Origin of the sequence: Micromonospora lacuserhaii, from assembly GCF_036902735.1 — a bacterium.
In the GTDB taxonomy this organism is placed as follows: domain Bacteria; phylum Actinomycetota; class Actinomycetes; order Mycobacteriales; family Micromonosporaceae; genus Micromonospora.
The window spans coordinates 1-21,456 of sequence record NZ_JBAKHO010000042.1; the positions used below are offsets into that span (position 1 = coordinate 1).

At 72.6% G+C, this 21,456-nt stretch carries 20 protein-coding genes; 9 read left to right on the plus strand and 11 right to left on the minus strand.

Annotated elements, in window-relative coordinates; all coding sequences use genetic code 11:
- The first annotated feature begins 204 nt into the window (after positions 1 to 204).
- Positions 205 to 867 carry a Type 1 glutamine amidotransferase-like domain-containing protein gene (locus V6U81_RS22065; protein WP_334491790.1) on the plus strand — a complete coding sequence of 221 codons (663 nt, stop codon included), beginning with the start codon at positions 205 to 207 and terminating at the stop codon, positions 865 to 867.
- Between the two features lie 528 nt (positions 868 to 1,395).
- On the opposite strand, the gene V6U81_RS22070 is transcribed toward V6U81_RS22065, so the two are convergent.
- Positions 1,396 to 1,842 (minus strand): hypothetical protein, encoded by a 447-nt coding sequence (locus V6U81_RS22070; RefSeq protein WP_334491791.1) that lies wholly within the window; start codon positions 1,840 to 1,842, stop codon positions 1,396 to 1,398.
- 810 nt (positions 1,843 to 2,652) lie between these two features.
- Between V6U81_RS22070 and V6U81_RS22075 the strand changes: the two genes are divergently transcribed.
- Complete coding sequence (locus V6U81_RS22075; RefSeq protein ID WP_334491836.1) at positions 2,653 to 3,309, plus strand: HAD family hydrolase; 657 nt, start codon at positions 2,653 to 2,655, stop codon at positions 3,307 to 3,309.
- 670 nt (positions 3,310 to 3,979) lie between these two features.
- Here the strand turns inward: V6U81_RS22075 and V6U81_RS22080 are convergent.
- From V6U81_RS22080 to V6U81_RS22090, 3 genes are all read right to left on the minus strand, one after another.
- Entirely contained in the window at positions 3,980 to 4,525 is a 546-nt protein-coding gene (locus V6U81_RS22080; RefSeq protein WP_334491792.1) for a hypothetical protein, read from the minus strand.
- Positions 4,526 to 5,080: 555 nt separating this feature from the next.
- Positions 5,081 to 5,473 carry a VOC family protein gene (locus V6U81_RS22085; protein WP_334491793.1) on the minus strand — a complete coding sequence of 131 codons (393 nt, stop codon included), beginning with the start codon at positions 5,471 to 5,473 and terminating at the stop codon, positions 5,081 to 5,083.
- A 30-nt stretch (positions 5,474 to 5,503) separates the two neighbouring features.
- On the minus strand, positions 5,504 to 5,764 hold the full coding sequence (locus V6U81_RS22090) for a DUF7660 family protein (protein WP_334491794.1): 261 nt from the start codon (positions 5,762 to 5,764) through the stop codon (positions 5,504 to 5,506).
- A 162-nt stretch (positions 5,765 to 5,926) separates the two neighbouring features.
- Between V6U81_RS22090 and V6U81_RS22095 the strand changes: the two genes are divergently transcribed.
- The gene (locus V6U81_RS22095; RefSeq protein WP_334491837.1) at positions 5,927 to 6,880 is read left to right on the plus strand and encodes an L-threonylcarbamoyladenylate synthase; all 954 of its coding nucleotides are present in this window, start codon (positions 5,927 to 5,929) and stop codon (positions 6,878 to 6,880) included.
- Between the two features lie 31 nt (positions 6,881 to 6,911).
- Here the strand turns inward: V6U81_RS22095 and V6U81_RS22100 are convergent, their stop codons facing one another.
- Entirely contained in the window at positions 6,912 to 8,417 is a 1,506-nt protein-coding gene (locus tag V6U81_RS22100) for a protein kinase domain-containing protein (RefSeq protein ID WP_334491795.1), read from the minus strand.
- Positions 8,418 to 8,562: 145 nt separating this feature from the next.
- Entirely contained in the window at positions 8,563 to 8,853 is a 291-nt protein-coding gene (locus V6U81_RS22105) for a hypothetical protein (protein ID WP_334491797.1), read from the minus strand.
- Between the two features lie 166 nt (positions 8,854 to 9,019).
- Here V6U81_RS22105 and V6U81_RS22110 point away from each other — a divergent pair, with 166 nt between their 5' ends.
- On the plus strand, positions 9,020 to 9,439 hold the full coding sequence (locus V6U81_RS22110; RefSeq protein ID WP_334491798.1) for a CBS domain-containing protein: 420 nt from the start codon (positions 9,020 to 9,022) through the stop codon (positions 9,437 to 9,439).
- An 89-nt stretch (positions 9,440 to 9,528) separates the two neighbouring features.
- On the opposite strand, the gene V6U81_RS22115 is transcribed toward V6U81_RS22110, so the two are convergent.
- Positions 9,529 to 13,998 (minus strand): cation-translocating P-type ATPase, encoded by a 4,470-nt coding sequence (locus tag V6U81_RS22115; RefSeq protein ID WP_334491799.1) that lies wholly within the window; start codon positions 13,996 to 13,998, stop codon positions 9,529 to 9,531.
- A gap of 219 nt (positions 13,999 to 14,217) precedes the next feature.
- Between V6U81_RS22115 and V6U81_RS22120 the strand changes: the two genes are divergently transcribed.
- The 5 genes from V6U81_RS22120 to V6U81_RS22140 all read left to right on the plus strand — a co-directional run bounded on the left by V6U81_RS22120 (position 14,218) and on the right by V6U81_RS22140 (position 17,731).
- Positions 14,218 to 14,478, plus strand: coding sequence for a hypothetical protein (locus V6U81_RS22120; protein ID WP_334491800.1), 261 nt, complete (start codon positions 14,218 to 14,220; stop codon positions 14,476 to 14,478).
- 80 nt (positions 14,479 to 14,558) lie between these two features.
- Positions 14,559 to 15,935 carry an MFS transporter gene (locus tag V6U81_RS22125; RefSeq protein WP_334491801.1) on the plus strand — a complete coding sequence of 459 codons (1,377 nt, stop codon included), beginning with the start codon at positions 14,559 to 14,561 and terminating at the stop codon, positions 15,933 to 15,935.
- Positions 15,936 to 16,068: 133 nt separating this feature from the next.
- Positions 16,069 to 16,854: an SDR family oxidoreductase gene (locus tag V6U81_RS22130; protein ID WP_334491802.1), complete on the plus strand. Its 786-nt coding sequence runs from the start codon at positions 16,069 to 16,071 to the stop codon at positions 16,852 to 16,854.
- Between the two features lie 37 nt (positions 16,855 to 16,891).
- Complete coding sequence (locus tag V6U81_RS22135) at positions 16,892 to 17,086, plus strand: hypothetical protein (protein WP_334491803.1); 195 nt, start codon at positions 16,892 to 16,894, stop codon at positions 17,084 to 17,086.
- Between the two features lie 96 nt (positions 17,087 to 17,182).
- Positions 17,183 to 17,731 (plus strand): YbaK/EbsC family protein, encoded by a 549-nt coding sequence (locus tag V6U81_RS22140; RefSeq protein WP_334491804.1) that lies wholly within the window; start codon positions 17,183 to 17,185, stop codon positions 17,729 to 17,731.
- A gap of 56 nt (positions 17,732 to 17,787) precedes the next feature.
- Here the strand turns inward: V6U81_RS22140 and V6U81_RS22145 are convergent, their stop codons facing one another.
- From V6U81_RS22145 to V6U81_RS22160, 4 genes are all read right to left on the minus strand, one after another.
- A complete protein-coding gene (locus tag V6U81_RS22145) occupies positions 17,788 to 18,420 on the minus strand; it encodes a DsbA family oxidoreductase (protein ID WP_334491805.1) in 633 nt (210 codons plus the stop codon).
- Positions 18,421 to 18,440: 20 nt separating this feature from the next.
- Positions 18,441 to 18,866 carry a SufE family protein gene (locus V6U81_RS22150; RefSeq protein ID WP_334491806.1) on the minus strand — a complete coding sequence of 142 codons (426 nt, stop codon included), beginning with the start codon at positions 18,864 to 18,866 and terminating at the stop codon, positions 18,441 to 18,443.
- A gap of 66 nt (positions 18,867 to 18,932) precedes the next feature.
- The gene (locus tag V6U81_RS22155; RefSeq protein WP_334491807.1) at positions 18,933 to 19,358 is read right to left on the minus strand and encodes a CBS domain-containing protein; all 426 of its coding nucleotides are present in this window, start codon (positions 19,356 to 19,358) and stop codon (positions 18,933 to 18,935) included.
- A 57-nt stretch (positions 19,359 to 19,415) separates the two neighbouring features.
- Entirely contained in the window at positions 19,416 to 21,185 is a 1,770-nt protein-coding gene (locus tag V6U81_RS22160) for a proline--tRNA ligase (RefSeq protein WP_334491808.1), read from the minus strand.
- Positions 21,186 to 21,456: the final 271 nt, after the last annotated feature.

Sequence of the window (21,456 nt, forward strand, 5' to 3'; positions counted from 1 at the left end):
TGCTTCAGGAGGTGGTCCCGATTCAGCCGGAACCACGTGGTCAGTTTTCAGGCGGAGCCGACACGGGGTAGGACCGGGTGGAGGATTAGCGGCAATCGCACCTGGCGACCTGAGGGACCTCTGAAGAGGTTGCCCGACCTCCGATGAGTTCCAGCACGGTCCCGAGTCTTCAAGTACATCCACCCGCGCGAATTTGGAGGCACCTTGAAGCTCTTGCTTACGTCAGGCGGCGTCACGAACCCAAGCATCCACTCGGCGCTCGTGCAGCTCCTCGGCAAGCCGATCGCCGAGTGCCACGCCCTCTGCGTCCCGACAGCACAATGGGGTCACCCGATGTGCGGCCCGAAATCAGTGCGGGGCTTCGTAGCCGCCGAGCCCGTGTTTCAGTACCCGTCCGGCCTGGATTGGGCGTCGCTCGGTGTCCTCGAGCTCACCGCACTGCCCACCATCGGCGCGGAGCGATGGGTCCCCTGGGTACGGGAGGCTGACGTGCTCCTGGTCGACGGCGGCGACGCGACGTACCTGTGCCACTGGATGCGGGAGTCCGGGCTGGCCGATCTGCTGCCATCGCTGCCCGACACGGTCTGGGTGGGAGTGAGTGCCGGAAGCATGGTGATGACACCCCGGATCGGAACGTACTTCGTCGAGTGGCCGTCCGCGCCGGGCGACCGCACCCTCGGAGTCGTCGACTTCTCGATCTTCCCGCACCTGGACGCTTTCCCAACAAACACCCTGGCCGACGCAGAGCGGTGGGCCGCCGAAATCGGTGTCCCGGCCTACGCCATCGACGAACAGACGGCCATCAAAGTCGACGACGGCTCCGTCGAGGTGGTCTCCGAAGGGCAATGGAAGAAGTTCGGGTCATAGCCGCCCGGCATCCGTGACGTCGCGTCGTTGGACGTGACCCCGTCGACTTGCAGCACTTCCGAGTGCGCCCGCCCATGTCGCAGGTCGCGTGCGCTGCGGCCATCCGGATCTGCCGCGATCCGCGCGGACGTCGCGGATGAGTTGGGCAGACGCGTGTCGCACATCAGCCAACGGAGGACCCTGACAAGGCCCGCGCACTGCCGAATTGGCCTCTTTAAGGATCAAGGCGGCCCGCAAGCGGGCCGCGCCGGCCCGGCCCCGGCCTGCTGGCGACCTCCGGCCGGCATCGGCCGGGCCGGCCGGCCAAACTGCGGGACGACCAGGACTCCTAAGACTTCGGGGCTCCGCCCCGAACCCCGGCCCTCCTCAGAGATCAGCCGCGGACCTCCTCGCGCCGGGCACCACAAGGGCTACCAGCCTCCCCGGACGGGGCCAAGGTCGTTCGGCTGGTGAGGCGCTCCACCTTGTCCCCGTCCGGGGAGGCTGGACGGTCTACAACTGCCCGACGAGGAGATCCGCTCTCATTGATCAAGAAACTTGGAGTAGCTGTTGCAGCAAGATGGCGGCAAACCCGACGAGCCAGCCGGTGAGTGCAGCCGTTGTCCCAATGGCCCAGGCCGCTTGAGGCTCGTTCCGGGCCACCGTGAACCAAAGCATGACTGCCGAGGCGAGGAGTGCCGCAGCAAGGAACAAAGGGCCGAACATGATTGCCAGGCGAAGCAAGAGGTCGTGTGGAATGCAGTCGATCCCCCCGCATTGGCCGTGGGCGGGAAGCAGCGTCCACAACAGGGCGAGCGCGGCGATGAGCAGGCCATGGCAGGCCGTCATGAAGGCCAGGCTCTGCCAGACCATGGTCCGCTTGGGCGGGGGTGAAATCGGGTTCACGGTGGTGAGCGTATGGCCGCAGCCGTTGAGTGCATATCCGTCGAAGTACTCAGCCGAGCGCCACCGGTCGACAGGCTCCGTGGACGGCATGGATGAGGCCCGTAGGCGGCCGACCCAATGCGACCTGCGAGTTCCTGAGCCTGGCCATGACCGTTGCGAGGCCGGTGGTTGTCGGCGTCAGTGATGATCGCAGCGTGGTCTCAGTCCTCGGTGGGAGCCACGGCTGGGCGCCACTGGGGCGAACGACGCCGGACGAGCCCGGACCGATGGAGTTGCCGAGCGTGCGACGACCAGCGCGACGCGAACTCTGCCGAACGCTTGTGAAGTGCTCTTGGGGATCTACGGATCAGAAGGTGGCTGTACAGCCATCCGTACAGCCAAGCCAGCCGACGGATAGGGGCGACGAGCGACGGCAGCCGACAAGTCGAGCAGGTCAGCGGCAGTGGCCGACGCCGGCCGACAGCAGTCTTGATCTTTGCAAGGCAGGAGTTAGGGGTTTGAGTACCCTGGGCTCCACCACCTCACTGGGCCTGGTCACGGCTGTTCTCATCCGGGGTATGCGTATAGCGGTTGAGTGTGGTCGACGCCTGCTCGTGGCCCGTCACCGCCTGAGTGACGGTGAAGGGAACCCCGCCGGACACCAGCTATGTCGCGTAGCAGTGCCGTAGAGAAGGCTGGCGCAGTCGATGGCCTCCTCGGACGTGCGAACTCGCATTTGCCCACTGGCAACACGCCAAGGCCCGCGAACGGACCGAAACGAAATTCACGACCTGTGGTCTGCATACGCAGCACGATGGCCACGGCTCGGGCTAGGCGCCAATCGCCGTGATGATCATGAGCCAGGTTACGACGATCCCGTCTATGATCCGCTGGCAGCGCGACCGTGACGGAGGAACGCAAGTGATCGACGCGATCTTTTTCGATGTCGGCGGGACGATTCTCGACGAGTCCCGCGAGTTCGAGACCTGGGCGGACTGGTTCGGCGTTCCACGGCATACGTTTTCGGCGGTCTTCGGTGCGGCGATCGCCCAGGGTCTGGACTGGCAGGAACCGTTCCGGGTCTTCCGGCCAGGTTTCGATCTCGCGGGCGAGCTCGAACGCCGAGCAGCCGCTGGCAAACCGGAGTCGTTCGGCGAAGAGGATCTCTACCCCGACGCGCGAGCGTGCCTGACCTCCTTGAAGGATCAGGGCATGTTCGTGGGCTTGGCTGGCAACCAGCCGGCTCATGCTGAGGCGATCCTCCGTGCTCTCGACCTGCCCGTGGATGTGATCGGCACGTCGCACGGTTGGGGCGTGGCGAAGCCGTCATCGGCTTTTTTCGAGCGGGTCATTCGCGAAGGCGGTGGCGATGCGTCTTCGATCCTGTACGTCGGCGATCGGCCCGACAACGATGTACGCCCGGCCAAGGAGGCCGGTATGAAGACGTGCCTGATCCGGCGCGGTCCGTGGGGTTACATCCTCGACATGCCAGCCGTGTCTGAGCAGTGCCTGTTCCGTATCGATTCGCTGGACGAACTCCCGAGCCTGGTGGCGAAGCACAACGCGGCAAGCGGCTAGCTCGCGCACTCTGGCGACGTCAGCCGGGATTTACGCAGCGGGGTGAACATCGACGGACTGTCGGCACCCATGTGACCGGTTCGTGCTTCCAACCGCAAGGCGAGGCCGGAATGGTGTGGGCATGCCTGCCCCAGAAACCGATAAGCGTCCTCAGCCGGCACCGGTCCTTGGGTTACGTAAGGGAGCGGCGGCGACCGTACTGGTCGTCGTAATCCCGTTCCTGCTCTGGCTCGGGTGGGTGCTCGTCTGGCTGACCCCTGATCTGACCCATCCCGGGTCCTGCGATCCTGAGTTCGGACGGTGCAGACCCGCCAACAGCCGACTCTTGTGGCTTAGCGCTTTCACGGCGGGTCTGCTCGCCGTGCTTTCCCTGGGGGCGGCTCTGGCACGGCTGCGTATAGAGGGCCGATGGTGGCCTTGGCCGGTGGCCGCGGTGTCGTTCGCGGCTGCAGGATTCACGGTGCTGTACCAGTGGCCCCCACCCTGACTCGCTGCCCGCCCGTGCAGGGTCGCTCCGTCGTCGCTGTGGAGTTGCCTTGAGCAACCCCCGCCGACCTCGCCTCGACGTCGGCGGGGGTTCTGTTTCTCTTGACGCCGTTGTGCGCCGTGTGCGGCTCCCTGATGCACCTGCTGTCCCGTCGGAACCGGGCAGGATCAGTGCCGCACTACGTCAGCGGGTGGTCACCGCGCTGCCCAGGTCCCAGCTGATCGAGGTCGAGTACAGCGCGAACCGGTAGTCCCGGATCTTGCTGGACCGGTAGGAAATCGTGGCCTCACCTCTGCTGTTGGTCCACACCGACTTCAGGTTCTGCCACTGCGTGGTGCCGCGCTCCCGGAACTGGAAGACGCCACCGGCGGATCGCTTGAAGTAGTTGTTGTTCGAGACCGAGTAGAGCAGCGAGGTGCCCTTCAGCGTCACCACGTCGCCGCTGCGCGACGAGGAGATCCACGCCCCGGCCGCCAGCTTCACGGTGGAGGTCGGCTGATTCTGCGCCTGGTCGGCGTAGTTGCCGTCCCACGCGCCGCTGGGTCGCCAGGTGTGCACGCCGATCGTGTGGAAGCTGTAGACGTCCCAGTAGTCAGCGGTGGTGTCGTCGAAGATCGCGACGTCCTGGAGACCCTGACTCGGGTGGTAGAGCGACCACGCCCCATATCCGGGGTAGCACGGCCCGCTCATGGTCAGCTTCAGGCCGATGTAGGGACGACCGATCGCCACCCTGCCGGGTGCATTCAGGACGCAGGTTCCTGCGGCCTGCGCCGGGGCGGGAACCGCCAGCAGCACCGACAGGCCTAGCAGGGCAAGCAGAAGCGCCGAAGAACGACGAAGCAACTGGGTAATCCTCTCGAGCGCCGGAAGGCGACGGGATGGTGCCTCCATCCCGCCAGCGCAGGAGGCTATCACCGAGTTGATCTCCAGGGGGTGCCTCCTGTTCGGCGTCGGCCAGGTCGCGGATTTCGAGGAGGAGATGTCACGACCGAGTCCGAAATCGACCGAACGCGTGCTCAGATCGGAAGCCGCGTGTCGGCACGGTCGTTGACGATGCAGCGGTTGGCACTCTTCGACCTCGACAACACCCGCCAACTGCCTGAGCCCGCTGCTCGACGTCGAGGGTGGTCGTGCGGTCGGGCTTGCCAGCGTCTGGGTCAGCAGAGGAAAGGACTGGCCGGCCACCTGCCCCGACCGGACCGCACCGTCGACGACGTCGTGGCCGCCGTCCGGGTACTGCGGGGTGAAGAGCCAGCACCGTAGCGAGGGGAGACCGGGGCCGGGCTACGCCGGGCCGAGCAGGTCCCAGCGGTTGCCGGCCACGTCGAGGAAGACGGCCACCTGGCCATAGGGCTGGGTGCGCGGGGCGGAGACGAACTCCACGCCGTACGCGGTCATCCGGTCGTACACGGCGCGGAAGTCGTCGACCTGAAGGAAGAAGCCGACCCGGCCGGCCGTCTGGTCGCCGATCACCGCCTCCTGCCGTTCACCGTCGGCGCGGGCGAGCAGCAGGCCCGTTCCCCCGCCGGCCGGCCGGACGACCACCCATCGCTTGGGGCGTCCGTCGTTGGTGAGCGACGGGGAGTCCTCGACCAGCTCGAAGCCGAGCGCCTCGGTGAAGAACCGGATGGCCTCGTCGTAGTCCCGCACCACGACGGTGCACAGGTCGATCCGCATCCGGGGAGCCTAGCCGGGCCGCCGGTGGGGTCAGTAGTCGTGGCAGGCGGACGCCAGCGCGTCGGCCACCAACTGCCAGGCTGCCCCGTCCGGCGCCGGCTGGCCCGCCCGGCGTTGCAGGCGCCCACGATCGCGCAGCTGGGTGGCGCAGGCGGCCAGGAACTGGTCCAGCTCCGGGTTGACCACGGCGTCCGGCGCGCGGGCCACGTCGTCGGCGAGCCACTGCATCCAGGTGACCAGGTCGTCCAGGCTCCGCACGCGCTTCGTCGGCTGGCCGTCGGCTGAGGTCATGAGCGCTCCCAGGGGTCGGGGATCCTGCGACCTGTGTACCCCGCCAGCACGTGCCGCCGGGGAAGGTGCGGCAAACGACGGGGTGGCACCTCGCCCCTGACCGGACCACCCGTCCCGGCGGCAGGCTAGCGTCGGGGCGTGAGCACCGGAACTCCCCGCGTCCTGCCCGCCGACAGCGGCGTCGCCGAGGCCGCCGCCGTGCTGCGCGCCGGCGGCCTGGTCGCGTTCCCCACCGAGACCGTCTACGGGCTCGGGGCGAACGCCCTCGACGCGCGGGCCGCTGCCCGGATCTTCGAGGCGAAGGCCCGGCCCAGCTTCGACCCGCTGATCAGCCACCTCGCCGACGCCGCCGACCTGGAGAAACTCGTCGGCCCGGTGCCGCCGGCGGTGGCCGCGCTGGCCGCCCGGTTCTGGCCCGGCCCGCTCACCCTCATCGTGGACCGGCCCGCCGAGATCCCGCCGATCGTCACCTCCGGGCTGGACACGATGGCCGTCCGGGTGCCCGACGAGGCGTCCGCGCGGGCGCTGATCCGGGCCGCCGGGGTGCCCGTGGCGGCCCCCAGCGCCAACCGGTTCGGGCAGCTCAGCCCCACCCGCGCCGAGCACGTGGTGCGCGGGCTGGGCGCGGCCGTCGACGTGGTGCTGGACGGCGGGCCGACCCGGTGCGGAATCGAGTCGACCATCGTGGACGCCCGCGGTGATCGGCCGGTGGTGCTGCGGCTCGGCGCGCTGGCCGTCGAGGAGTTGGTCGAGGCGGTCGGGCCGGTGACCGTACGGCCGGGCAGCTCGGGGCAGCCGGTGGCGCCGGGGACGCTGGCCGCGCACTACGCGCCGCGTACCCCGTTGCGGTTGGTGGTCGGCGCGGAGCCGGCGGCCGGCGACGGCGCCCGGCGCGGGTTCCTGGCCTTCCGGGAGCATCCGGCCGACGGGTACGTCGCGGTGGAGGTGCTCTCGCCGACCGGCGACGTCACCGAGGCCGCCGCCCGGCTCTTCGACGCCCTGCACCGGCTCGACGCGGCCGGGGTGACGGAGATCGTCGCCGAGGCCGCCCCCGAGGTGGGGGTGGGGCGGGCCATCAACGACCGGCTGCGCCGGGCCGCCGCCACCTGGCACTGACCCGACCCGGTGCACACCCGGTCCCGCGTTCTCACAACTCGGCGGCGATCCGGTCGACGCCGGCGGTCAGCTCGTCGTAGCCGGCCGCGCTGAGCTTGCCGCCCCGGAGGAGTTCGGCCAGCTTGTCGCGGAGCTTCTTGATCTGCTCCGCGGCCTGCTCCGGGTCGTTCTCGGCGATCTCCTTGGCGATGGCGTCCACCTTGCTGTGCAGGTCCCTCGCCGCGTCCGGGTTGAGTTGGCCGGTCTGCACCTGTTCCTGGATCGACAGGCGCATCGCGACGACGGGGTCGGCGGGCGGGGCCGGCGTACGCGAGACGGCCGGCGGGCTGGGCGCCTCGCTGGTCTTCAGGGTGGTCGGGGTGGTCGGGGTGCTCGGGGCCACCGGGGCCGCCGGCTCGACCGTCCGGACCGCCGGGGTCGTCGGGGCCACGGTCGCCGGGCTCGGCCGTACCGGGGTCGGACTGGCGGGCACCGACGTGCCGGTGGGCGGCGCGACCGACGTGCCGGTGTCGGGGCGCAGCAGCGCGGCGGCGACCAGCGTGAGCAGCGCGACGCCGAGGACGCCGGCCGTCACCAGGAGCAGGGCGCGTCGCCGTCGTACCGGTCGTTCCCCGGTGCCCGGATCTCCCCGCACCGCCATGGCCACGACCGGGGCGCTCGGACCGGGCCGGTCGGAGTCGGAGCGCTGCGACGGTAGGGAAGGCGGCAGGACGACCGGGGACGTCCCCAGCGCCGCGAGGCGGTCACGGACCTCCCCGGCGTCGGTCGGCCGGGCGGCCGAATCCTTGGCGAGCAGCTCCGCCACCAGGGCGTCCAGCGCGGCGGGGAGGTCCGAGCGGCGTTCGCTCAGCGGCGGGGGCGGGTCGTTGACGTGCTGGTGCAGGACGCTCAACGGATCACCCGTGAACGGCGGCGTGCCGGCCAGCATGGCGTAGAGGGTGCAGCCCAGACCGTACAGATCGGATCGGCTGTCGACCGGCAGCCCGAGCGCCTGTTCGGGCGCCATGTAGGAGCTGGTGCCCAGCTTGGTCGCCGGACCTGTCAGGGTGGCGTGCCCCGCGGCCAGCGCCAACCGGGCGATGCCGAAGTCGCAGATCTTCACGGTGCCGGACGGGGTGACGATCAGGTTCCCCGGCTTCACGTCCCGGTGCACCACGCCGGCCGCGTGCGCCGCGGCGATCCCGTCGGCGGCCTGCACGGCGATCGCGATGGCCTGCTCCACGGGGAGCGGTCCGTCGGCGATGAGCGCCGACACGGTCCGTCCCTCCACCAGTTCCATGACCAGGTAGGAGTCGTCCTTCTCGGTGCCGGAGTCGTAGACCGCGACGATGTGGGGATGGCTCAGCCGGGCCGCCGCACGCGCCTCGCGGTCGAACCGTTCGGCGGCCATCGGCTCCCTCAGGCCGGCGGCGGAGAGCACCTTGATCGCCACCGGTCGGTCCAGTCGCAGGTCGCGGCCCCGCCAGACCTCGCCCATCCCACCGCTGCCGAGCAGTTCCTCGGACCGGTAGCGGCCACCGAGCACACGTTTCAACACCCGGTCAGTTTCTCCAGTCGCGGCCACCGCTACACCCACCACACGCCGGGCGACGGCGCGCGGCACGGTCAACCGCCCGACTGTGCCGCGCCGCGCCACCGTCACCTGGGACCCCGTGCGCGGAACCGACACGGGGGGAGCGGCGCTACGCCTCCTGGTGCGTGACGTCGAGGTTGACGAAGCGGGGCTCCCCCTTGGCCAACCGCCGCATCCGCTCGGCGTACGTGCCGGTCTCCGGCTGGCCGCTGTGCGCCATCGCCTGCTCGTAACTGTCGAACTCGGCGACCATGACGAAGTGGCCGGGCCGCTCCCGGTCCTCCGCGACGGTCATCCGCGCCGGGGCGTTCGACAGCTGCTGCTGCCCCCACTCCTCACTCAGCGCCCGCACCTCGTCGGGCCGGTCCGTGTCGTACTCGATCACCTGGACGAACGACATGTCGTCACCTCCCGGCGGCGGATACCCGGGCCGTTGCCGTCCATACCGCCGCCACCTGGGAACCGGCGGCCGGTCGAGGTCGCGTGCATGGTCACCCGGACCGAGGGTACGAATTCAGACAACAACCCCCGGAAAGCAACGACCCCCGAAAGCGAGGTGGCACATCATGCCGACCGCACGCGAAATCATGACCAGCGACGTGACCTGCGTCCGCGAACAGGACGACCTCCGGGCCGCCGCGAAGCGGATGGCCGACCTGGGCGTAGGTTCCCTGCCGATCTGCGGCGACGACAACCGCCTGAAGGGCATGCTGACCGACCGGGACATCGTGGTGAAGGTCCTCGCCCAGGGCAAGGACCCGGCCAACGTGACCGCCGGCGAGCTTGCCCAGGGCGAGGCCGTCACCATCGGCGCCGACGACGACGCCGCGGAGATCCTGCGCACCATGGGCAAGCACAAGGTACGCCGGCTGCCGGTGATCGACGGGCACGAGCTCGTCGGGATCGTGGCCGTGGCCGACGTGGCCCGCTCCCTGCCGGAACGCCCGGTGGGCGACCTGATCGAGGCGATCTCCGAACGCTCCTGACCGGCACCATCCTGATCGCCGCCCTCGGCTCCGGCCGGGAGGCGGCGATCGGCGCATCCGGGTGTCAGACCGTCAAGGGGGACGTCACCTCAGCCTGTTCCGTCCCCATCCCCGCTCGGTGCCCCCGATCCGGCGGGCGAACCCGGCGGCGGGGGGAGGCGCTCGACCAGCCGGCTGAGCGCGCCGTTGGCGAAGGTGGCGCCCAGCGCGGAACCGGCGGCGATGCTCCAACCGACCGGCCCCAGCGGGGTGCAGCCGAAGAACTGGCTCACCCCCGGCGTCTGCACCACCCCGGCCAGCACGCCCAGCGAGACAGCGGTGGAGGCGAGCACCATCGGGCTGGTGCCACCGGCCAGGACGGTCTGGCCGAGCTGGGTACCGACCAGGGACACCAGCGCCACCGTGCCGGCCCGGCGCCGGCGACCGGTGTACCGGGCCAACGTCCAGCCGGCCGTCGCGCCCAGCGTGGTGGCCGCCGCCCGCAGGCCGATCTCCCGGGTCATCGTCTCGCCCAGCGAGGTGTCCGGCCCCTCCCGCAGCAGCCCGTCGGCGCGGTCCGCGGCGGGCGGCCGGACCGCGATGGCCAGCGCCGGCGCCAGGTCGGTGAGCAGGTTGACCAGGAGCAGTTGCCGCCCGGTCAGCGCCGACCGGCCGGTGCTGGCGGCGGTGAGCACGCTGAACGCGATCTCGCCCAGGTTGCCGCCGACCAGGATGCTCAGCGCGTGGCGAACCGAGGACCACATCGCCCGCCCCTCGACCAGGGTGGCGATGATGGTCTCCAGCCGGTCGTCGGTGACCACCAGGTCGGCGGCGGCCCGCGCCGCCGGGGTGCCCCGCTGGCCCAGCGCGATACCCACGTCGGCCAGCCGGATCGCCGGCGCGTCGTTCGCGCCGTCCCCGGTCATCGCCACGGTACGGCCGCACTTCTGCAACGCCTGGATGATCCGGACCTTGTGCGTCGGGGTGCACCGGGCCACCACGTCGGTGCGGGCCAGCCGCTCCCCGAGCGCGTCGTCGTCCAGCTCGTCGAGTTCGACGCCGGTGGCGACCCGCTGCTCCTCGTGGTCCGGGCTGATGATCGACGCGATCGCCTCGGCGGTGGCCGGGTGGTCACCGGTGATCATGATGGTGTGCACGCCGGCCTGCCGGATCCGGCGGACCGCGGGGGCGGCGCTCTCGCGTACCCCGTCGGCGAGCGCGACGAAGCCGACGAAGACCAGGTCGCGTACCTCGTCGTCGGTCACCGTCGGGGTGTCGACCCGACATTCGGCGACGGCGAGGACGCGGTGCCCGGCACCGGCCCGGTCGGCGAGCATCGCGTGCAGCCTGTCCCGCCCCTCGCCGTCCAGGTGCTCGTCCCGGCCACCCGGGGTACGCCACGCCGCGCAGCGGGGCAGCACCGTCTCCGGCGCCCCCTTCACGCTGAGCAGCAGCCGCCCCCCGGTCCGCCCGACCATGGCGAGGTAGCCGCGGGACGGCTCGAACGGCAAACCGCCCACCGCCTTCCAGCCGTCCGCGCCGGTCTGCTCGGTCACCCCCGCGTCGCGGGAGCCGTACCGGACCGCCCGGTCGGTGTGCTGCGGCAGCTGCTCCGGGTCGTCCGCCGCCGGGGTGGCCCGCAGCGCGGCCGCCAGGGTCAGCCGCAGGGTGTCGTCGAGCTTGTCCACCGGGGCGTACCGGCCGTCGTAGCCGACCCCGGCGAGCAGCAGCCTGCCCTCGGTGAGGGTGCCGGTCTTGTCGAAACACAGCACGTCGACCCGGCCCAACGCCTCGATGGTGCGCGGGTTGCGGACCAGGGCGCCGTGCTCGGCCAGCCGCCGCGCCGCCGCCAGTTGGGCCGCGCTGACCAGGAACGGCAGCCCCTCCGGCACCGACGCGACCGCCAGGTTCGCGGCGGTCGCCGCCGTCTCCGCCAGGGGTACGCCGCGCAGCAGCCCCGCACCGGCCACCGCGACCGCCGAGCTCGCCGCCATCGGGAGCGCGGCGCTGGTCAGCCTGCCCAGCCGGGTCTCCACCCCGCTGGCTGGCGGCGCCTGCCGCGCCATCGCCAGGCTGCGTCCGCTCTCGGTGTCCGCGCCGGTGGCCACCACCACGGCGGTGCCGTGCCCGGCGGCGATCGTGGTGCCCTCGTAGAGCATCGAGTGGCGGTCGGCGACGGCGATGGCCACCACCGGCTCGTCGCTCTTGCCCACCGGCAGCGATTCGCCGGTCAGCGACGACTCGTCCGTCTCCAGGCCGTCGGCGGTCAGCACCCGGCAGTCGGCCGGCACCGCGTCCCCCGGGCCGAGGGTGACCACGTCACCGGGTACCAGGTCCTCGGCGGCGACCACCCGCTCGGTGCCGTCCCGGCGGATCCGGGCGGTCACCGCCGAGCGGGAGAGCAGCTCGGCCAGGGACCGTTCGGTGTTGCGCTGGTGCACCGCCCCGATCAGCGCCGAACCGCCGACCACGCCGCCGACCAGCGCGGCGTCGACCAGCGACCCGAACGCGGCGGAGAGCACCGCCCCGGCGGCCAGTACCGGGGTGAGCGGGTTGGCCAGCTCGTCGACGAAGGCGCGGAGCAGCCCGCCGGTCGCCGGCCCGCCGTCCGGGCCGGCGCGGTGCCGGCGGCGCGCCTCCGCGTCGGTGAGCCCCTCCGGGCTGCTGTCGAGCTGCCGGAGCACCGTGTCGACCGGCATCAGGTGCCAGGCGGTGGTGGCCGGGGGTGCCGCACCGGTCGGGCCGGGCAGCCGGTGGGCCTGCCACACCCCGTTACCGAAGGCCACCGCGGCCGCGCCGTTGACCGCGGCGAGGGTGCGCCCGGGCAGCAGGTGGCGGTCGGCGGTGAACGCGCCGAGCGCGCCCAGGCCGGTACCGGCCATCGACAGCCGGATGTTCTGCCTGGTCATCCGCTGGGCCACCCCGGCCGCCTCGATGATCAGCGCCGGAATCCGCAGGTCGGTACCGACCAGCAGGTGGGCGCCCCAGGGCGGCAGGTCCGCCGGGCCGGCCACGCCGAGGCCGCAGTCGGCGGCGGCGAGCCCCCGGCGGTCCCCGGAGACCAGCAGCACCACCGCGCCGTCGCGTTGCAGGGTACGGACGGAGTCGGCGAGCTGGTCACCACCGGGCAGGACGGCGTCGGCGAAGCCGTACCGCTGGGGGTCGTCAGTGGCCACCACCAGGCGCAGCCCGGCGGACCGGGCGGCGGCGGGTAGCGCGTCGACACCGGGCGCCGGTTCCGGCTCGACCCGGATGACGGCGGCGAGGGTGCCCTGGTGGGCGAGGCCGAGCAGCGGCCCACCGCCGTCGCGCAGCCGGCGGCTGTCCGGGGTGTCCCCGGGGTCGTCGGCGGCCAGCCCGTCCAGCGGCCCGAGCCGCCAGCCGTCGGCCTCCCGGGTGCCCTCCGGGGCGGTCGGGTCGAAGAGCGCGAAGGCCCGGCCGGCCACCTCCCCGGTCTCCGCGTCGCCGAGCGGCGCCAGGTCGGCGAGCACGCCGCGGGCCGAGCCGAGCACGGCGGCGTCCAGCACCACGGTGTCGATCCGGTCGAGTTCGCGCAGCACCTTGCGGTCCATGGCGATCACTCCGCGCCGGGCGAGCATCCGGCCGAGCTGGGCGGCGTACCCCTCGCGGCCGCTGCCCGGGGCCTTGGGCAGCGACGACAGGGCCAGCGCGGCGGCCCGCTTACGGCCGGCGAACGGCAGCGCCGCCGCACCGGCCAGCGCGCCGGTGGCCAGCATCGAGGAGATGTACCGCTCGATCGGGCCGTCCGGCATCGGTCGGGGACGCTCCCCGTCAAGGGTGCGGGCCACCGCCCGGTCCGGGTCCCCGGTGAGCCGGGGCTCGGCCTTCTCCCAGGTGGCGAGCTGCGCCCGCGCCTCACCCCACTGGACGAGGCGCTGCGCGCCGTCGAGCACGATCCCGGCCCAGCCGCCGGTGAGGCCCTGCACGACCGCCTCGGCGAGCGGGAAGATCACCTCGGCACGCGGATCGGCGCGCAGGCCCCGGCCGGCGAGGGCGTGCAGCTTCGGGTGCAGGTCGATGGCGCCGAGCAGCCCGGCCACCTCGCCGGGGACCGGGGTGAACGGCAGGATCCGGGTCGCCGCGGAGATGGTCAGGCCGAGCGCGTCGGAGGCGAGCGCGCCGAGCGTGCGCGGGGTGCGCGGGCCCTCCTCGGGCGGGTGCGGCGGGGGGATCTCCGGGTCGGGTTCGTGCGGGCAGACCCGTTCGGTGCGGGCCACCGTGGCGATGAGGTCGCGCAGCTTCGGCTTCGGCTCCTCGACGGCCACCACCACCCGGCCGGACGGGGCGTTCACCCGGGCCCAGGCCACCCCGGGCAGCCGCTCCAGCGCCGTCTCGACCTGGCGGGCCAGCCGGTCGCCGCCGTCCTGGCAGACGCCGTGCACCTCGATGTGGTGCCGGCCGTGCCGGGACCAGACCCGGCGGCGGGTCAGCCCGGCCGCGCGGGCCAACCGCGACGCGGCCGCGCCGACGGTACGGGAGGCGCCGCCGACCAGCGGCGGCACCGCCGGCACCGGCAGCGGCGGCAGTACGCGACCGGCGACCCGGCCCAGTGTCGTCATCGAGCGGTACGGCCGGGCCGCCGGCCCTGCTTCCCGCCGTCCACCCCGCCCCTGCCGTACGCCATCTCGCCTCCCGCTTCCGTGGGACGGCCTGGCTTCCCGGTGCACCGTCCGTTATGCCCCGGGAGTGGGAGAAGTTCGCCCCGCTGGCGGGGGCATGGACTCCGACGCCGGTGGAATCCGGCTGGGGTCGGGGAACCGGAAACCGGGGAGGCCGGGATGAGCACGCTCACGCGACACCTCAGCGGTGGCCACGAGACCGTCCGCGCGTACGCCCACCGGGTGCAGATCCCGATGCTGGGCGAGATGGCGGTGCCGCCGCCGGACAAGGTCGCCTACTACGCGGGGCTGGGCGTGCTCGCCGCGCTCCAGGTCATCGAGTGGCCGCTGGCGCTGGTCATCACCGCCGGTCATCTGCTCTCCGACCAGCACATGTCGGGGCTGGTGAAGGGGGTCGGGGAGGCGCTCGAGTCGGCCTGACGAGACGCGGCTCACCGTTGACCTGAACCCGGGTTGAGGGAGCAGGCTGGGTCCGTGCGAAATGATCCACGGGTGCCCCGGTGACGGCCGTCGCCGCCCCGGCCGCCCCCGCCGACCGCCTGTACGACCCGCGACTGCGGGCCATGACCGTGGGCAGCGTCGCGCTGGTCTCCCTGCTCGCCTTCGAGGCGCTGGCGGTGGGCACCGCGATGCCCACGGTCGCCCGCGCCCTGAACGGTCTCTCCCTGTACGCGCTGGCCTTCGGTGGCTCGTTCGCCGCCAGCGTGCTCGCCATGGTGGTCTCCGGAATCTGGTGCGATTCCCGGGGGCCGCGCGCCCCGGTCTGGGGCGGGGTGGCGCTCTTCGTGGTCGGGCTGCTGCTGGCGGGCAGCGCCGGCACGATGCCGGTGCTGGTCGTCGGGCGGGCGGTGCAGGGCCTCGGTTCGGGCCTGCTCATCGTCGCGCTGTACGTGGTGGTCGGGCGGGCGTACCCGGAGCAGTTGCGGCGGCGGATCTTCGCCGCGTTCGCGGCGGCGTGGGTCGTACCGTCGCTGGTCGGTCCGGCGGTGGCCGGGCTGATCGTCGAGCACCTGGGCTGGCGCTGGGTCTTCCTGGTGGTGCCGGTGGTGGCCGTCCCGGCGGTGCTGCTGGTGGAGTCCGGTCTGCGCACCCTCGACGCACCGGCCGTCGCGCGGCCGCCGGCGGGGGCGCTCGCCCGGGTCGGTTGGGCCGCCGGGGCGGGGGCGAGCGCCGCGCTGCTGCACTACGGGGGGCAGCAGCGCGGCGCGTCCGGCGTGCTGCTGGTGGTGGTGGCGCTGGCCGGCCTGGGCTGGTGTGCGCCGCGACTGCTGCCGGCCGGTTTCCTCCGCGCGGCGCGGGGCCTGCCGACGGTGATCAGCCTGCGCGGGCTGGGTGCGGCGTCGTTCGCCGGGGCGGAGGTGGTGATTCCGCTGATGCTCTCCCGGGAGCGGGGCTTCTCGCCGACCGCCGCCGGCCTGGTGCTGACCGTGGGCGCCCTGGCCTGGTCGGCCGGTTCCTGGGTGCAGGGGCGGCTGCCCGCGCCCCGCTCGTCGGCGACGTTGCCCCGGCTCGGCTTCGTCTGCATCACCGCCGGGACGGCCACCGTCGCGCTGACGGTCGTGCCGGTCGTCCCGGTGGCGCTGGGCGTGTGCGGGTGGGCGCTGGCGGGGGCCGGGATGGGCCTGCTCTTCCCCTCGCTGTCGGTGCTGACCCTGGCCCTGTCGGCCCCTGCCGAACAGGGGCGGAACAGTTCGTCGTTGCAGCTGGGCGACGCGCTCTTCACCGCCACCGCGTTGGCGCTGACCGGCGCGGTGCTCGCCGCCGGTGCGACGCCGGGACCGGCGAGCTATGCGGGGACCCTCGCGGTGGCCGTGGGTTGCGCCCTGCTCGGTGCCCTGCTCGCCGGTCGGGTGGTGTCGGCACCCGCCGCGCGCTGAGCGAGCCGGTCGTCCGCCGTTATCGACTCCGGATCCTGGTCGTCTTCCTCATCCTGGTGACGATGACCTGTCGAGGTGCGCGGTCACCACCGGCCCGGCCACCTCGTCGTGCCGGTGACAGGGAGGGTTGCTGATGAAGGTTCTGGTGACGGGCGCGGGCGGCACGTTGGGTCGGGCGGTGCTGCCCCGGCTGCGCGCGGGCGGTTTCGAGGTCCGGGCGATGAGCCGCCGGCCCCGGCACGACCCGGGGGCGGACTGGGTGGTCGCCGATCTGGAGTCCGCGACGGGGCTGGCCGAGGCGGTGGCCGGCGTGGACGCGGTGCTGCACCTGGCGTCGCTGCCGGGCCGTGGTGGGCGTACCCATCGGGTGGACGTGCTCGGAACCCGGGAGCTGGCGGTGGCTGCTGGCCGGGCCGGCGTGGGTCATCTGCTCTACGTCTCGATCGTCGGCGTCGACCGGGTGCCGCTGTCCTACTACCGGCACAAGCTGGCCGCGGAGCACGTGGTGGCCACCGGCCCGGTGCCGTGGACGGTGCTGCGGGCCACCCAGTTCCCGGTCTTCCTCGACCGGCTGCTGCGCACGTCGGGGCGGCTCGGCCCGGTCGTCGGCGATCCGGCGGTGCTGGCCCAGCCGGTCGACCAGCACGAGGTCGCCGGCCGGCTCGCCGAGCGGCTCACCGCCGGACCGCTGAACGGGATCGAGGAGTACGGCGGGCCGCAGGTGCTCCGCTTCGACGAGGCGGTACGCGCCTGGCGGGCGGCCCGGCCCGGGTTCCGGCCGCTGCTGCCGGTGCGGTTTCCCGGCGGGTTGGGGCGGGCGCTGCGCTCCGGTGGACTGACCACCACCGCCACCCCCGCCGGGAAGCGGACCTGGGCCGACCACCTGGCCGACACGTACGGGGGATCCGGCCGGAGATGAGACTTCTCCCGGTTCACGTTCGTCTTACGGTGACGCCATGCTCACGCTCATCGCCACCGTGGTCCTGTACGTGTTCGGGTTCGTCTTCCTCTACGGGGTGATCCGGGTCGCCGTCCGGCACGGGATGGAGGACCTGGAGGACCGTCGCCCCCAGGCGCTGCGGGCCGCGCGGTCCGCCTCGGCCGACGACCAGGCGTTCATGCAGCAGAACGCCTTCCTCGGCGGCAACTGACCCCGTCGGCGGGCGGGTACGGGCCGGGGGGCGGGCGTGCCGGGCCGGCCGCCCACCGGGCGGAACGGCGCGACGGGTGCGAGGATCGCACCCGTGATGGGGACGCTGAAGACCGAACCGGCCCGTGCTCGCCTGGACCTGCTGGCGCCGCCGGTCGCCGCGGCGCTGGAACAGTGGTCGGCCGAGGCGCCGGTGGACGTCGACGATGTGCTGGTCGCCCCGATCGACGCCGACCTCGCCGACACGGCCGCCTTCTGCGCCGCGTACGAGGTGGGCCTCGACGTGTCGGCGAACTGCGTGGTGGTGGCCGGCAAGCGGGAGGGCGAGATCCGGTACGCCGCCTGCGTGCTGCTCGCCACCACCCGGGCCGACGTCAACGGGGTGGTCCGGCGGGCGCTGGACGTCCGCAAGGCGAGCTTCGCGCCGATGGCCGAGGCGGTCGAGCTGACCGGCATGGAGTACGGCGGGATCACCCCGATCGGGCTGCCGGAGTCCTGGCCGATCCTGGTCGACGCGCGGGTGATCGCCGCGCCGCACGTGATCATCGGATCGGGCGTGCGGCACAGCAAGATTGCCATTCCCGGGCCGGCGCTGGGCGCGCTGCCCGGCGCGCGGGTGGTCGACGGGCTGGCCAGGCCGGCCTAGCTCGTCACGAGCGTCGATCTCGTTGCACGTGAAACATCACCGGTGTCGATGCCGGGTCAGGCGGCCGACTCCCGGTGCTCCACCTCGCGCAGCGCGGCGAGCAGTGTCTCGGGCTCCTGCGCGCCGGTGACGCCGTACTTGCCGGCGAGCACGAATGTCGGCACGCTGGTCACCCCGAGCTGGTGGGCGGTGGACAGGTCGGCGGCGACCTCGCGGCGGCCGAGGTTCGACTCCAGGTACTCCCGGGTCTCCGCCTCGTCCAGGCCGACCTCGGCGGCGATCTTCACCAGCGCGTCACGGGAGCCGACGTCGACCCCATCGGTGAAGTACGCCCGGTAGAGCGCCTCGACCGTCTCGCCCGCCCGGCCGCGCTCCTCGGCGAACCGGACCAGCCGGTGCGCCTCGAAGGTGTTGGCGCTCACCGCGCGGTCGAAGTCCAGCTTCAGCCCGACCCCGGCGGCCACCTCGGTCACCTGGGCGAACATCTGCTCAGCCCGTTCCCGACCGCCGAACTTGGCGGCCAGCGCGTCGACCAGCGGCTTCGGGTCGGTTACCGGCGACGGGTCGAGCTGGAACGGCCGGTACCGGATCGTCACGTCGCCGTCGTACGACTCCAGCGCCTGCTCCAGCCGGCGCTTGCCGATGTAGCACCACGGGCAGACGACGTCGGCGTAGATCTCGATCTCCATGAGAGGGAACAACCCGCGGCTCAGCCGAGTTGTTCCCGGACCTGCCGCTTCAGCCGGCCGAGGATGGCCGTGCCGCCGCGGACCCGCAGCGGGCTGATCGCCTGCGACAGCCCCATCCGCTGGTAGAGGTCGTCCGGCACGGCCAGCACCTCGTCGGCGCTTGCCCCGGCCAGCCCCTCGGCGAGAATGCCGGCGAAGGCGCGGGTGGTCGGCGCCTCCGGCGGGCAGTCGAAGACGGTGCTCACCGTCCGGTCCGGGTTGACCTGGGCGCGCAGGAAGAAGGCCGTCTGGCACTCCGGGACCTGCTCCAGCTCGTCCCGATCGGTGCCGGCGGGCAGGGGCGGGATGACGTCGGCGTATTCGAGCAGCAGCTCCAGCACCAGGTCCTTCGGCGCGGCGGCGAACTCCTCGACGATCTCGGCCAGTTTCGTCGGCATCTCGGGCATCCCGCCAGGCTACCGCCGGCCGCCCGGTGCCCCCCGGCGGTCGCCGGGGCACCGGGCGGCAGCCGGTCAGGTGGTCGGGGTCGCCTCGCTGATGTCGGCCAGCGCCGAGGTGGGGTCGAGCTGCATCGCCAGGTCGCCCAGGGACACGATGCCGACCAGCTTCCGCTCGTTGTCGCAGACCAGCACCCGCCGGATGTTGCGCTCCCGCATCAGTGAGACCGCCTCCCCGGCCGTGGAGTGCTGCTCGATCATGACCACCTCACGGGTGATGATCGAGCCGATGGTGGTCTTCGAGGGGTCGGCTCGCTCGGCCACCGCCCGGACGACGATGTCCCGGTCGGTCAGCAGCCCGGCCAGGCTCGCACCGTCGGTCACCACCACGTCGCCGATGTCCGCCTCCTTCATCACCCTGGCCGCCTCGTCCAGAGTGGTCTCCGAGGACAGGTAGACCACCTGCTTGGTCATCACGTCACTGACCCGGTAACCGGTCATGAGAGCCTCCGAAATGCGCATAAGCCGATTCGGAAGCGATACCCCGTGACGCGAGCGCTACACCATGTCCCCGCGCGTCCGGCGCACCTCGTCCACCAGCCGCTCGACCAGCCCGTCCAGCGGCACCTCGGCCCGCTCGCCGGTGGCCCGGTCGCGCAGCTCGACGTACCCCTCGGCGAGACGACGGCCGACCACGACGGCGCGCGGGATACCGATCAGTTCGGCGTCGGTGAACTTCACCCCGACGGAGACGGTGGTCCGGTCGTCGACCAGCACCCGCAGGCCGGCGGCGGAGAGGCGTCCGCCGAGGTCGAGCGCCGCGTCCACCTGCGGCCCCTTCCCGGCCGCCACCAGGTGTACGTCGCACGGCGCGACCGCCGCCGGCCAGACCAGGCCCCGCTCGTCGTGGTGCTGTTCGGCGATCGCGGCGACCACCCGGGAGACGCCGATGCCGTAGCAGCCCATGGTCGGCCGGACCGGCTTGCCCGCCGCACCCAGCACGTCCAGGGCGAACGCGTCGGTGTAGCGGCGACCGAGCTGGAAGATGTGCCCGATCTCGATGCCCCGGCGCATGGTCAGCTCACCCGTGCCGCAGGCCGGGCAGGGGTCACCCGGGCGCACCTCGGCCGCCTCGATCGTCCCGTCGGGGGTGAAGTCCCGCCCGCAGACCACGTCGGTGGCGTGCCGGCCCGGCTCGTTGGCGCCGGTCAGCCAGGCGGTGCCGGTGACCACCCGGGGGTCGACCAGGTAGCGGACGCCCAGCTTCGCCAGGAGCTGCGGGCCGATGTACCCGCGAACCAGTTCGGGGTGGGCGGCCCAGTCGTCGAAGACCGCCACGGTCGCCGGGGCGAGTGCCGCCTCGACCCGCTTGAGGTCCACCTCCCGGTCGCCGGGCAGGCCGATGACCAGCACGTCCGCCGACTCGGCGCCCGGCCGGCGGACGGCCAGCACGACGTTCTTCAGCGTGTCGGCGGCGGTCCAGTCGCGGCGGCCGGCGAGACCTCGCGTGTTCGCCAGCTCCACCAGGGCGGCGATGGTCGGCGTCTCCGGGGTGTCGTGCACCGTCATCGCCGACCGGACGTCCGGGTCGGTCGCCTCCGGGGCCCGGGTGGTCACCGCCTCGGTGTTCGCCGCGTAGTCGCAGGCCGTGCAGCCGACGAAGGTGTCCTCCCCGACCGGCGTGGCGGCCAGGAACTCCTCCGACGCCGAGCCGCCCATCGCCCCGGACATGGCGGACACGATCGTGTAGTCCAGCCCCAGCCGCGTGAAGACCTTCTCGTAGGCCCCGCGGTGCCGGTCGTAGGCCGCCTGCAGCCCCGCCTCGTCCAGGTCGAACGAGTAGGCGTCCTTCATCAGGAACTCCCGCCCGCGCAACAGCCCGGCCCGGGGACGGGCCTCGTCCCGGAACTTCGTCTGGATCTGGAAGATCGTCACCGGGAAGTCCCGGTACGACGAGAAGAGGTCCTTGACCAGCAGGGTGGCCAGCTCCTCGTGGGTCGGGGCGAGCAGGTGCTCGGCGCCCTTCCGGTCGGCCAGGGTGAAGATGTCGTCGCCGTACTCCGTCCACCGCCCGCTGGTCCGGTACGGCTCCGCCGGCAGTAGCGCCGGGAAGTGCACCTCCTGGTCACCGATGGCGGTCATCTCCCGCCGGACGATCTCGGTCACCCGGTCCAGCACCAGCTTGCCCAGCGGCAGCCAGGCGTACCCGCCCGGGGCGGCGCGACGGATGTAGCCGGCGCGCAGCAGGAGCCGATGGCTCGGCACCTCCGCGTCCGCCGGGTCCTCGCGCAGGGTCCGCAGCAGCGTGGTCGACGTACGAAGCAACATCAGCGCAGCGTACGGCCGGTGGCGCGGGATGGGCGATCCTATTCCGGCGGGCGAGGTGCTGGTTCGGGGGCTACCAACTTGATGACGCGAACGAATCACCGCGCCGCACCCGCGCGGGGAGGCAGTCGATGCCCCGGCGTCGTGATCGTGGCGGTCGATGATTCGTTGACGGCATCAAGTTGGTAGTCCACTGGCGGCCGGTGGACCTGAGAGCCAGGCCAATCCGCGCGAGCGGGCCGGCGGGGCCACCCTCCGGTGGCCCCGCGCGACC